At 43.7% G+C, this 13,670-nt stretch carries 7 protein-coding genes; all 7 read left to right on the plus strand.

Features of this window, described 5'->3' with window-relative positions; translation table 11 throughout:
* Positions 1-166 precede the first annotated feature (166 nt).
* The 7 genes from ITG12_RS02850 to rlmKL all read left to right on the plus strand — a co-directional run bounded on the left by ITG12_RS02850 (position 167) and on the right by rlmKL (position 13,659).
* Entirely contained in the window at positions 167-832 is a 666-nt protein-coding gene (locus ITG12_RS02850; RefSeq protein WP_038872985.1) for a hypothetical protein, read from the plus strand.
* 232 nt (positions 833-1,064) lie between these two features.
* Positions 1,065-3,671 carry an aminopeptidase N gene (gene pepN, locus ITG12_RS02855; protein WP_038881977.1) on the plus strand — a complete coding sequence of 869 codons (2,607 nt, stop codon included), beginning with the start codon at positions 1,065-1,067 and terminating at the stop codon, positions 3,669-3,671.
* A gap of 66 nt (positions 3,672-3,737) precedes the next feature.
* Positions 3,738-3,956: a DUF2835 domain-containing protein gene (locus ITG12_RS02860; RefSeq protein WP_080774401.1), complete on the plus strand. Its 219-nt coding sequence runs from the start codon at positions 3,738-3,740 to the stop codon at positions 3,954-3,956.
* A gap of 199 nt (positions 3,957-4,155) precedes the next feature.
* Entirely contained in the window at positions 4,156-8,997 is a 4,842-nt protein-coding gene (locus tag ITG12_RS02865) for an NAD-glutamate dehydrogenase (RefSeq protein ID WP_038881979.1), read from the plus strand.
* Between the two features lie 305 nt (positions 8,998-9,302).
* Positions 9,303-10,313 (plus strand): quinone-dependent dihydroorotate dehydrogenase, encoded by a 1,011-nt coding sequence (gene pyrD / locus ITG12_RS02870; RefSeq protein WP_038872975.1) that lies wholly within the window; start codon positions 9,303-9,305, stop codon positions 10,311-10,313.
* Positions 10,314-10,477: 164 nt separating this feature from the next.
* Positions 10,478-11,020: a cell division protein ZapC gene (locus ITG12_RS02875; protein WP_042603386.1), complete on the plus strand. Its 543-nt coding sequence runs from the start codon at positions 10,478-10,480 to the stop codon at positions 11,018-11,020.
* A gap of 512 nt (positions 11,021-11,532) precedes the next feature.
* Positions 11,533-13,659, plus strand: a complete 2,127-nt coding sequence (rlmKL, locus tag ITG12_RS02880) for a bifunctional 23S rRNA (guanine(2069)-N(7))-methyltransferase RlmK/23S rRNA (guanine(2445)-N(2))-methyltransferase RlmL (RefSeq protein ID WP_038881982.1) — start codon at positions 11,533-11,535, stop codon at positions 13,657-13,659.
* The last annotated feature ends 11 nt before the right edge of the window (positions 13,660-13,670 follow it).

The raw sequence follows: 13,670 nt of genomic DNA on the forward strand, positions 1-13,670 counted from the left end.
TCATAGTGATTCGCTCTTTTTTTATGCGCTTTTCGCTAGGGGTATTCACTGCAAATAAGTTAATTCTGCGCTTAATTTTCTTTAACAATTTACGTGATGTAGATCAAATATTTCGCGAAAGTGAGATCTAAAGCCTAAGCTAAAAGAAAACGATAAGGATACCGTTATGAAATGGTTCATTATTTTACTTAGCTTTTGCTGCTTTAGCGTTTCTAGTGCGGAAACCAACAAAGAAGACGAACTCAGTCACTTTGATACTCCTTTTCTCATAGGGGATTGGTACTTAATGAACCCAAACCCTGAGGATTCAGCGGAGAATTTTCGCGCAATCAAACTGACACTTGGTTCTAATTATACTTTCTCAATAGATATCCAAAAGAAAGACTATTCTATCGATCATTGGGAAGGACTATACAACGCTAATGAGGACACCATTGTTCTTGGGTTAAACACAGATGAACCGCAAATCTACGCCTATCAAAACAACCACAACACGCTTGACCTAAACGGTGTGACTTTTACCAAAGGACTCTCCAACGCACTAGCTGGTATTTGGTCAAGTTCTCATGTTGCAGGAGATGGTATGTTGGCGAACAACATCAACCAAATGGACCTTATCCTCCAGCCTGATTTTGTCTTTATGTTCCGTGTCGCTAATGAATCTGGAGAAGAATCAGTGAAACAGGGTGTCTTTTATACCGAGGGTGAACACCTAGTCCTTTTGTACGAAAACGGTGAGCATGGCACGCGCTATAAGCTGAACCAAAACGAGCTTACTATTGAGGATTCTAGTGGAGAGATGTACGCGGTACTCAATCGAGTCACACCCTAAATGATTCATTTCCATTATTTCACGCTGGTTTATTAATAGTGAAATATTCTGATGTTGATTAAATGTTAAACAGAAAGCGGAGCTAAGCCACTAAAAGCTCCGTTTTTTTATAGAAAGACTTGTATTCTGATACCACAACCCCTACAAATAGCTTATATCGTGATACCAGTGTGAGGTGTTTGAGCCTCCGGTCCTGGTATTTTTGTGGTTCTATATACAAGGATTTATGGACATGTCTCAAGCTCCCCAAGCAAAATATCGCAAAGACTATCAAGCGCCTTCGCATGCGATTATTGATATCGATTTAACGTTTGATCTTTACGACAACGACACTATCGTGACCGCAGTATCAAAAGTAGTTCAAAAGGGTGAATCAACAACTTTAGAATTAGACGGTGAAGGGCTAGAGCTTCGCTCCGTAAAAGTAAATGGTGAAGATTGGGCTCATCATGAAGTAAAAGAAGCCTCTTTAGTGCTTAGTGATTTGCCTGCGGAATTTGATTTAGAAATCGTTACTAAGATCGACCCGGAAGCAAACTCGGCACTTGAAGGTCTTTACAAATCAGGTGGTGCGTTTTGTACGCAGTGTGAAGCAGAAGGCTTCCGTCGTATTACTTACTACCTAGACCGTCCAGATGTTCTTGCGAAATACACAACAAAAGTGATTGCAGACAAAGCTGTTTATCCGTTCCTACTTAGCAACGGTAACCGCGTTGCAGAAGGCGAAGCAGAAAACGGTCGTCATTGGGTTCAATGGCAAGACCCACACCCAAAACCAGCTTACTTGTTTGCGTTGGTAGCCGGTGATTTTGATGTACTACGTGACAAATACACAACCACATCAGGTCGTGAAGTAGACCTAGAAATCTTTGTCGACAAAGGCAACCTAGATCGCGCTGGTCATGCGATGACTTCACTTATCAACTCAATGAAGTGGGATGAAGACCGCTTTGGTCTTGAATACGACCTAGATATTTACATGATCGTGGCCGTTGATTTCTTCAACATGGGCGCGATGGAGAACAAAGGTCTAAACATCTTCAACTCGAAGTTTGTCCTTGCGAATGAAAAAACCGCGACTGACCGTGAATACCTTGGTATTGAGGCTGTAATCGGTCACGAATACTTCCATAACTGGACGGGTAACCGCGTTACTTGTCGTGACTGGTTCCAACTGAGTTTGAAAGAAGGCCTAACGGTGTTCCGCGATCAAGAGTTCTCATCTGATCTTGGTTCACGTGCAGTAAACCGCATCGACAACGTTCGCATTATCCGCGGTCCTCAATTCGCGGAAGATTCAAGCCCAATGTCGCATCCAATTCGTCCGGATAAAGTTATTGAAATGAATAACTTCTACACGCTAACCGTGTACGAAAAGGGTAGCGAAGTGATCCGCATGTATCATACGCTACTTGGCGAAGAAGGTTTCCAAAAAGGCATGAAACTGTACTTCGACCGTCATGATGGTACTGCAGCAACGTGTGAAGATTTCGTTTCTGCAATGGAAGACGCAACGGGCGTTGACCTTAAGCAATTCCGTTTATGGTACAGCCAGTCTGGCACGCCAACACTTCGTGTAAACAGTGAATTCAATGCGGAAGCAAAAACTTACGCACTAACGGTTGAGCAATTTACTGAAGCAACGCACGACCAATCAGAAAAACAATCGCTACATATTCCATTCGATATTGAGCTATACGCGCAAAACGGTGACGTGATTCCACTGGTTATCAACGGTGAATCAGTACACAACGTGCTGGACGTGAAGCAAGACAAACAGACTTTCGTATTCGAAAACGTCGCAGAACAACCAGTGCCATCATTGCTTCGTGAGTTCTCTGCACCGGTTAAATTGGAATACGATTACAGCGATGATGAACTGTTCTTCTTGATGAAGCACGCAACAAACGATTTTGCTCGTTGGGATGCAAGTCAAATGCTGCTAGCGAAGTACATTCGTCAAAACGTAACTAACGTTCACGCGGGTGGTGAGGTTAAGCTATCAGAAGACTTAATCGATGCATTCCGTGGCGTGTTACTTGATGCGAATCTTGAGCCAGCGTTTATCGCACAAGTTCTGTCTTTACCTTCAATTAACGAAATCACTGGCTGGTACAAGCAGATTGATATTGATGCGGTAGATACGGTACTGAATAGCATTACAGTGTCACTTTCTGAAGAACTAGAAGATGAACTTAGTGCCACTTACCACGCATTGAACCAAGCGGAGTACAGCATTGACCATGCAGCGATTGGCAAACGCGCTCTACGCAACCAGTGCTTGCAGTTCTTGGCTTACACTGAAAAGGGTAACGAGCTAGCAAAAGCGCAGTATGAATCATCAAACAACATGACCGATACGATCGCGGCAATGAGTGCTGCGAACAATGCGCAACTTGAATGTCGTGAAGCGCTAATGGCGGATTACAGCGACAAGTGGAAACACGATGGTCTGGTTATGGACAAATGGTTTGTTCTTCAGGGCAGCAACCCAGTTGAAAACGCACTTGAGAAAGTGAAAGAAACCATGAGCCACGAAGCATTTAGCTTGAAGAACCCGAACCGTACGCGTAGCTTAATTGGTTCTTTCTTAAACGCAAACCCAGTGCGCTTCCATGATAAATCAGGCTCTGGCTACCAGTTTGCTGGTGAGATCCTTCGTCAGTTGAACGATACCAACCCACAAGTGGCGTCTCGTATGATCGATCCTCTATTGAAGTTCCGTAAATACGATGAAGGCCGTCAAGCGCTTATCCGTGCAGAGCTTGAAAAGCTTAAAGCGATGGACAATTTAGCGAAAGACCTATTCGAAAAAGTGACTAAAGCACTAGACGAATAATCGACAAAAGAATAGGGTGGTCGTTAAGATCACCCTAGTTTTTTGTTCTGACAATAATCCATTCTCATGAACCAGTATTACTTCTCTCTCAACATCTCTTATCAAACATTTCTTTCACACTATGCCGGTGCCGCTAGTTCGGTACAAGTCATTACTGACAATGGTTTAAGAGTGCAACTAGATGCATCAAAATTTAGACCATTTCTTAGTCAATTAGGCGTTAGAGGTCGTTTTAGACTCACAACTGACCAAAATAATAAGTTTCTAAAGTTAGAAACTCTGTGATGCCTGATATTCCTAGTGAGTTAAACAGGAATCTTAGTCACATAATCAGACATTTCACCTCTTACCACTGCGAATTTTTGTTAAACATTTGTAATTATGCTTTTACAATAAGTGCATGCATTACCTATGCTTAGTTTCGAGGCTAAAACCCGAAGTTAAGTCCCCCTACAAAACAACAATTCTAATGTGGAGTGTGAATATGACCGCGCGTGAAAATGTAGTGCCGGTTCTGCTTGAAAAGGTATACCAACTAATTCAAGACAAACTCGAGCTTTCTCACCAACCGCTTGTAACTAAACTTGCTCAACACTTATTTAGCAACATTGCTGATGATGACTTGATTCAGCGAAATGAATCCGACCTTTATGGTGCCGTTGTTAGCCTGTGGCATCATATCAATGAAAAGAAACCAGAAGATATTTCTGTCAGGGTATTCAACCCAACTGTCAGCCGCCAAGGTTGGCAATCGACTCACACTATTGTTGAAATTGTTGTACCGGATAGCCCGTTTTTGGTGGATTCCATCAAGATGGCGCTAACGCGACTCGACCTTGTCTCTCACTTGATGCTCAACAACCCAACGCAACTAGAACGTGATAAGAAAGGGCAAGTGACGGACGTAAATGGCGAGGGCGGCGTTCTTCAATCTCTATTCCACATCGAAGTAGACCGTTTAACCAGTAAAGATGAAATGCAAGCGCTGAAAAATGAGCTGCTAACCATTTTATCAGACACGCGCTTAGTCGTTGATGATTGGAAGCAAATGGTTGAAAAACTTAAGATCGTTACCAACGACCTTGAGAAGAATAAAGATCGTGTTTCAATGAAAACGGATCGTTTAGATGAAACGATCGAATACCTACGCTGGTTAGGGGATCATAACTTCACCTTCATGGGGTATAAGGAATATGATCTTGTTAGTATCAACGGTGACACTGAACTCCAGCCGGTGAAAGAGAAAGGCCTTGGCATGTTTGCTGATGACAGTCGCGTTCGCAGCATCAAGCTTTCTGAACTGTCAGACTCTGCGCGCCTTGAAGCGAAAAAACCTTACGCGCTGATCATCACTAAGGGCAATCAAGCCTCTCGTATTCACCGCCCAGCTTACACTGACTATATTGGTGTTAAGAAATTCGACAAGAATGGCAAAGTGGTTGGTGAGCACCGTTTCACTGGTCTTTACACTTCTGCTGTATACAACCAAGCGGTACAAAGTATTCCTCTGATCCGCGAGAAAGTGGATCGTATTCTAGAAGCGAGTGGCTACCGTAACGGATCGTACTCGTATAAAGCCCTGCACAACATCCTAGAAAACTACCCACGTGATGAACTGCTTCAAGCTCGTGAAGAAGAGCTATTAGAAGTGGGGATGGGCGTCGTGCAAATGCAAGATCGTGACTTGTTACGTCTGTTTGTTCGTAAAGACCCGTTTGGCCGATTCTTCAGCTGCATGGTTTATGTGACAAAAGATCGTTACAACACCGAGCTTCGCCGTCAAACACAACGTATTCTTAAGCAGTATTTTGGCTGTGAGCAAGAAGTTGAATTCACAACCTTCTTCTCAGAGAGTCCGCTGGCGAGAACCCATTACATTGTTCGTGTAGACAATAACAACATTGATGTAGACGTGAAAAAGATTGAGCAGAACTTAATGGAAGTATCGACTTCATGGGATGATCGCCTAAAAGAATCTATTATTGCTAACTTCGGTGAAAGCAAAGGTCTTCCGCTTTCGAAAGAGTATATGAGCGCATTCCCACGTTCATATAAAGAAGACATGATGCCAGGTTCTGCGGTTGCAGACATCGAACGTCTAGAAGCGTTAAGCGATGACAACAAACTCGGCATGCTGTTCTATCGTCCGCAAGAAGAGGCGGCTGAATCGAAAGCAGTTCGCTTGAAGCTATACCACCGCGACGAGCCAATTCACCTGTCCGACGTGATGCCAATGTTGGAAAACCTAGGCTTACGTGTGATCGGCGAATCTCCATATGAGATCGAAACCAACAATGGTCAAACGTTCTGGATCCTTGATTTCTCAATGCTACATAAGAGCGACAAGACCGTTGATCTTCGTGAAGCTCGAGATCGTTTCCAGCAAGCATTCGCGGCGATTTGGGCAGGTAATTTAGAGAGTGATGGTTTCAACCGTTTGTTGCTAGGCGCTTCACTGTCTGGTCGTGAAATTTCTATTCTTCGTGCATACGCTCGCTACATGCGCCAAGTTGGCTTCCCATTCAGTCAACAATATATTGAAGATACCCTGAGCCATTACCCTGATTTAGCAACAGGTCTGGTGAATCTATTTGCTAAGCGATTCGATCCAAAACACAAGGGTAGTGAGAAAGGTCAGAACGATCTTATCAAGAAAATAACCGAGCAATTGGATCGCGTTGAAAGCCTAGATGATGATCGTATTATCCGTCGTTATATGGAAATGATCACAGCAACGCTACGTACGAACTATTACCAGTTAGACGAAGATAAGCAGCCAAAACCTTGGTTATCATTGAAGATGAAGCCAAGCGAAATCCCTGACATTCCTCAGCCAGTGCCTGCGTTTGAAATCTTCGTGTACGCACCGGATATCGAGGGTGTTCACCTACGTGGCGGTAAAGTCGCGCGTGGTGGTCTACGTTGGTCAGACCGTCAAGAAGACTTCCGTACGGAGATTCTTGGCCTAGTTAAAGCGCAGCAAGTTAAGAACACGGTGATTGTTCCTGTGGGTGCTAAAGGTGGCTTCGTATGTAAACGTCAGCACACTCTAACTAACCGTGATGAAATTTTTGCCGAAGGTCAGCGTTGTTATAAACGCTTCATCCGCGCACTATTGGATGTTTCCGATAACATCATCGAAGGTGAAGTCATTCCGCCGAAGAGTGTCGTGCGTCATGATGAGGACGACCCATACTTGGTTGTTGCAGCCGATAAAGGCACTGCAACTTTCTCTGACTTGGCAAACTCTGTATCTGACGAGTATAACTTCTGGCTAGGTGATGCGTTTGCATCAGGTGGCTCTAATGGTTACGACCACAAAGCAATGGGTATCACTGCGAAAGGTGGTTGGGAGTCGGTAAAACGTCACTTCCGTGAAATGGGTATCAACTGTCAAACCACTGATTTCACGGCTATTGGTGTCGGTGATATGGCTGGGGACGTATTTGGTAACGGCATGTTGCTTTCTGAGCACATTCGCTTACAAGCTGCGTTTAACCACATGCACATTTTCATTGACCCGAATCCTGACTCTGCTACCAGTTGGGTAGAGCGTGATCGCTTATTCAACCTACCTCGATCAAGCTGGGAAGACTACAACGCGGATTTGATCTCGAAGGGCGGTGGTATTTTCTCTCGTCGCTCTAAATCGATCCAATTAACACCAGAAATCCAAAAGATGTTGGGCACCAAGAAAGCATCTTTGCCGCCAAACGATCTGATTAAGATGATCCTACAAATGGAAGTGGATCTACTTTGGAATGGTGGTATCGGTACTTACGTTAAAGCATCTAGCGAAACGCATACCGATGTTGGCGACCGTGCAAACGACGTGCTCCGTATCGACGGACGTGATTTAAAAGCGAAAGTCGTTGGTGAAGGCGGTAACTTAGGTATGACTCAGCTTGGTCGTATCGAGTACGCAACCACAGGTGGACGTGTAAATACCGACTTTGTGGATAACGTTGGTGGTGTAGATTGTTCAGACAACGAAGTGAACATTAAGATCTTCTTGAACGGCCTTGTATCAAATGGCGATCTAACGGTTAAACAACGCAACCTGATTCTTGAATCAATGGAAGACGAAGTCGGCGAAATTGTTTTGGACGATGCTTACCGTCAATCTGAATCGATTTCAGTGACCGAACAGCAAGGTGTTGGCATTGTTAAAGAGCAAATCCGCTTTATCCATACGATGGAGAAAGCTGGGTACTTGGATCGTGCGCTTGAATACATTCCTGACGACGAAACACTGATTGAACGCGAAAAACAAGGTCTTGGTCTGACGCGTCCCGAGCTTTCAGTGTTGGTTGCTTACGGCAAGATGGTTCTAAAAGAGCAACTCGTTGCTGACGAGATTGCAAATGATGAATTCCATGGAAAACAACTAGTTGCTTACTTTCCAAGTGAGTTACGCCGTAACTACAAAGATCAAATGGTAAACCACCCGCTGCGTGCAGAAATCATCGCGACGGCGTTAGCTAACCAAATGGTTAATGAAATGGGCTGTAATTTCGTGACTCGTCTTCAAGAAGAAACGGGCGCGAGTGTGGTTGATATCGCAAATGCTTACAGTGCAACCCGTGAAATCTTCGAATTGGAAGATATACTCAAGCAAACCCGTGCTCTAGATAACGTTGCAACAGCGGAAGCACAGTACGAAATCATGTTCTACGTACGCCGTGCACTGCGTCGTATCTCTCGCTGGTTACTACGTAATCGTAGCAGTAAGAGCACAGTGACTGAGCTGGTTGCTTTGTATAAAGACGATGTTCACACTATCACTGAAACACTAGACACCATGCTAGTTGAGTCTGAAGTAGAAGAGCACAACGAACTTGCGAAGAAGTGGGTTGAACGCGGAGTAGAAGAGAAGCTAGCACATCATGTTGCTCGTCTATCAAGCTTACAATCAGCACTGGATATTTCAACAGTAGCAAGCGAAACAGGTAAAACAGTAGAGCAAGCTTCGAAGTTGTACTTCAACTTGGGTGACCGTTTATCACTTCACTGGTTCTTGAAGCAAATCAATAGCCAAGCCGTTGATAATAATTGGCAGGCATTGGCGCGAGCGGCATTCCGTGAAGATCTAGACTGGCAACAACGTCAGTTGACGGCTCAAGTGTTGACTTGTGGTTGTTCAAGCGAAGATCTTGATGTGATTCAAGCGTTAGAGGATTGGATGTCAACGAATGAGCTGTCTTTACATCGTTGGGAGAGTATTCTAAACGAATTTAAAGTCGGTTCAGTTCATGAGTTTGCGAAGTTCTCAGTAGCACTTCGAGAGTTGGTTTTGCTTAACCTAAATTGTTCCTCGAACGAATAGGGTAAGTTGACTCAGATAAAGGCCTCGCAAATGCGAGGCTTTTTAATGCTTAAAGCAATCGAAACCACAAACCCTAGTGACAATGTAACTTAGAATTTAAGTTTTCATGGCGTGAAATCGTTTGCTTTTAACGAAAAAGCCATCAGTTTTGTATAGGTAATAGCGCTATAATAGACTGTTTTTATAAGAAAAATTAAAATAAGAAGTACAATTTTGCTGAATTCATTCATTTTCATTGAATTGAGACGAAAAACAGTAAATAATATTGTCCCGTTTACACGGGGCTTTTTTCTTTCGGAGGCACAATGCTTTACCGTCTAGCCAGAACTGGCTTTTTTCAACTTGATGCCGAAAAGGCACATGATCTTGCAATCAAAAACTTCCAACGTTTCAACGGCACTCCTCTCGATCTTTTCTATCGTCAACAATTACCGAACCGTCCAGTAGAATGCATGGGACTTACATTCCGCAACCCAGTTGGTCTTGCTGCTGGCTTGGATAAAAACGGCGAATGTATAGAAGCATTTGACGCTATGGGCTTTGGTTTTGTCGAAGTTGGTACTGTTACTCCTCGTCCGCAACCAGGTAATGACAAGCCACGCTTGTTCCGCCTAGTTGAAGCGGAAGGTATCATCAACCGTATGGGCTTTAACAACCTAGGTGTGGATCATCTAGTTGAGAATGTGAGAAAGGCAAAATACAACTGCGTTCTTGGTATTAACATTGGTAAGAATAAAGACACACCAATTGAGAACGGGGCAGAGGACTACCTGATTTGTATGGAAAAAGTGTACGAGTACGCAGGTTACATCGCTGTGAATATCTCGTCACCAAATACACCAGGACTTCGTTCACTTCAGTACGGTGAAGCGTTAGACGAATTACTGTCTGAACTTAAAGAAAAACAGTCAGAACTTGCAGAAAAGCATGCCAAGTACGTACCACTTGCTCTGAAAATTGCACCAGATTTGAGCGATGACGAAATCAGCCAGATTTGTGAGTCTCTGATCAAGAACAACATTGACGGCGTTATAGCAACAAACACAACGCTGGATCGTACTGTTGTTGAAGGCATGAAACATGCAAACGAAGCGGGTGGTCTAAGCGGACGTCCGGTTCAATCACGTTCAACAGAAGTTGTGCGTAAACTTCATGAAGAGCTTGGCGACAAACTTCCGATCATCGGTGTGGGCGGTGTTGACTCATACGTTGCCGCAAAAGAGAAAATGATGGCAGGTGCGCAACTTGTTCAAGTTTACACAGGCTTTATCTACCACGGACCTGGTCTCGTACGCGATATTGTTAAAAATCTATAAGATCAATCGCTAAATCGTTGAGAAATCGACGCTTGTAACTAAAAAAGAGGAATTCGTTTCCTCTTTTTTTTTGTCCGTTCGTTTGTAAAATTTAAAAATCATGAGTAGGTAATTAAGCGTCTTACCTCTTATTGCTGTTTAATTAGTCACAAGAGAACGGAATAATGCTTAAACCCAGCGACAAATGGAATTGGTATTTTGACGAGCACAAAGCTTGCTTAATGCTGGATTTAGGGGAGGAAATGATTTTCCAAACCAATCTATGCCGTAAGCTGTTGGTCAATTGCGCCTTCTCAGAAAATGAATTCACAGTTGATGATGCAAGCGCGTTTCAAACATACAACGAACGAATTCGCTGTCTCGACATAAACGAATACCGCCAAGCAGAGTTAACACTTTATTGTGTGGCCGCCAAACGCTTCCACAAACCTGTACAGCCTAAGAGCTGGTTCTTCGATGCTCAAGCATGCGATCACGAACCGGAAGAAGGGGATATGGTTTTCTTAACGAATCAACACTCCGAAGGTGTGTTTATTGTCCTTGAGGCAGGTGATACTTCTAGCCTTTGTGCTTATGTAGGGCAAGAAGAGTTCTTGCTCAATGGAAGTAAAGCACTTGGTTTCGGCCAGCCTATCAAAGTCATGCATGACAGAATGTCATGTGCTAATCACTTATTTATAATGACACCAATGGCAATGGTAGGGTAGTTTCCTTTTTGATTTTCTTTGTATTTCGTTCCTTTATTTGCATTAATCGACCGTACTAGGTCGATTTTTTTTGCCTAGAATTTTCCAAATCTCTCCTAGTACATGCTCCAAACTCACCCCTAGGTGAGGGGGATTTCGTATCTCATATATGAAGCAGCTCACTTTTATTTCACTTTTTTCACATTAGCGCTTCCTTAAATTAGACAACTTGGAGCCTAATATTTAACCTTTTATTCCCCTATATGCCCACTTTGTAAGTAAATTACGCGCTCAACTCGCAGTTGGTATAGACCAAATTTAAGGTAAATAAGTATTCACTCCTTCTGGAGAGCTTGTTTTTATTAGGTAATGAAAAAGAGACTTATTTCTTGATGACAGGCGTTGTGTTTTGACTTTCAGCGGGAAGGGTTGGTGATGGATTGCGCTAACAAATCGAAAAAGCCTTTAAAAACGAGGCATTGATCGTAAAGTCAGGTATAATCAAAGCCATTTTTTATCGACGAAAGAACACTATGAATCAATATCTCGCGGTAACTTCAAATGGCATGGAAAACTTGCTGGTTGAAGAACTGACTAAACTAGGCATTGAAAACGCCAAACCAGTACAGGCAGGCGTAAAATTTAAAGCAACGAATGAGCAGATTTACCGTTGCTGTTTGTGGAGCCGCTTGGCGTCTCGATTTGTACGTGTTTTATCGGAGTTTACCTGTAACGACGACATGGACCTTTACCTGTCAACGTCTGCAATCAACTGGGTAAACCAATTCCATAGCTCAAAGCGTTTTGTGGTTGACTTCAACGGTACTAACCGCGAAATCCGCAACAGCCAGTATGGTGCAATGAAAGTAAAAGATGGCATCGTAGACTGCTTCGAGAAAAAAGGGCTCCCTCGTCCTAACATCAGTAAAGAGAACCCGGATATCCGTGTTCACGTCCGTCTGCATAAAGACAAAGCGATTCTTGGTGTCGATATGGTGGGTAGTGGTCTTCATCAACGTGGTTACCGTCCAGAATCTGGCCGAGCTCCACTTCGTGAAACGCTAGCCGCAGCTATTATCATGCGCAGCGGTTGGGACACTCACCAACCGCTTTTGGATCCTATGTGTGGTTCTGGTACTTTATTGATTGAAGCAGCAATGATGGCCGCTAACATGGCACCAGGTGTTAAACGTAAACAGTGGGGCTTTGAAGCGTTAGAAGACTTCGAACTTGAGCTTTGGGCAGAGATTAAATCTGAAGCTAATGTACAAGCTCGTCGTGGCGTCAAAAAAGTTGACGCTAAGTTTTTCGGCTTCGATAACGACCCAAGAGTTCTGAAAGTAGCGCAAGACAATGCTCGCAGAGCTGGTGTCGAAGAGTTGATTGAATTCGCTCAGGGTGATGCTGCAACTCTTACCCGTCCGGCTGGTTTCGAAGCGGGCGTTATCGTTTCTAACCCTCCTTATGGTGAACGTCTTGGAACTGAGCCAGGTCTAATTGCGCTATACACAGCATTTGGTGGCCAATTAAAAGCAGAATTTGGCGGTTGTAACGCGTCTATCTTCTCTAGTTCAGACGAACTATTAAGCTGTCTTCGCATGCGTGCTGATAAACAGTTTAAACTGAATAACGGTGCGTTACCGTGTCACCAAAAGAACTACAGCATTGCAGAGCGTAGCGCTGATGAAGTGAAGGGAGCGAACGGTACCACAGTTCAAATCGCACCTGACTTCTCAAACCGTTTGAAGAAAAACATTGGTAAGATTGGTAAGTGGGCTCGTAAAGAGAAGTTAGACTGTTACCGTATCTATGACGCAGACCTTCCAGAATACAACGTAGCAATCGACGTTTACGGCGACCAAATTGTGATTCAGGAATACGCAGCTCCGAAGAATATCCCAGAAGAGAAAGCGAAACGCCGTTTGACCGATATCATCCGTGCCACAATTCAGGTGACAGGTGTTGAAGCGAATAAAGTTGTTCTTAAAGTTCGTGAAAAGCAGAAAGGTCGTAGCCAGTATCAAAAATTAGGTCAGGAGTCTGAAACTCTTGAAGTGAACGAGTACGGCGTGAAGTTGATCGTAAACCTTCACGACTATCTAGACACAGGTCTGTTCTTGGATCATAAAATCACTCGTCGTCGCTTGGGTGAAATGGCTCAGGGTAAAGACTTCCTTAACTTGTTTGCTTATACAGGTAGCGCAACCGTACACGCAGCAATGGGTGGCGCACGTTCGACAACCACGGTAGATATGTCGAATACTTATCTGAACTGGGCAAAAGACAACATGCAGTTAAATGGTCGTGTTGGTCGTCAACATCGTTTTGAACAAGCAGATTGTTTGCAATGGTTAGAGAATGCGAAAGGTGAGTATGATTTGATTTTTATTGACCCACCGACATTCTCCAACTCTAAGCGTATGGAAACTTCATTTGATGTGCAGCGTGATCACATTAAGCTGATGACCAATCTCAAGCGTTTGTTGCGTTCAGGTGGCACGATCGTTTTCTCAAACAATAAACGCCACTTTAAAATGGATGAAGCTGCGTTGGCAGAGTTAGGGCTAAAAGCGCAGAATATTTCTTCGCAAACATTGCCACTAGACTTCTCTCGCAATAAACATATTCACAACTGTTGGTTAGTGTCTCACGTAGAATAAACGAAGGATTA

This window comes from Vibrio sp. ED002, assembly GCF_023277445.1.
GTDB classification, from domain to species: Bacteria; Pseudomonadota; Gammaproteobacteria; order Enterobacterales; family Vibrionaceae; genus Vibrio; species Vibrio jasicida.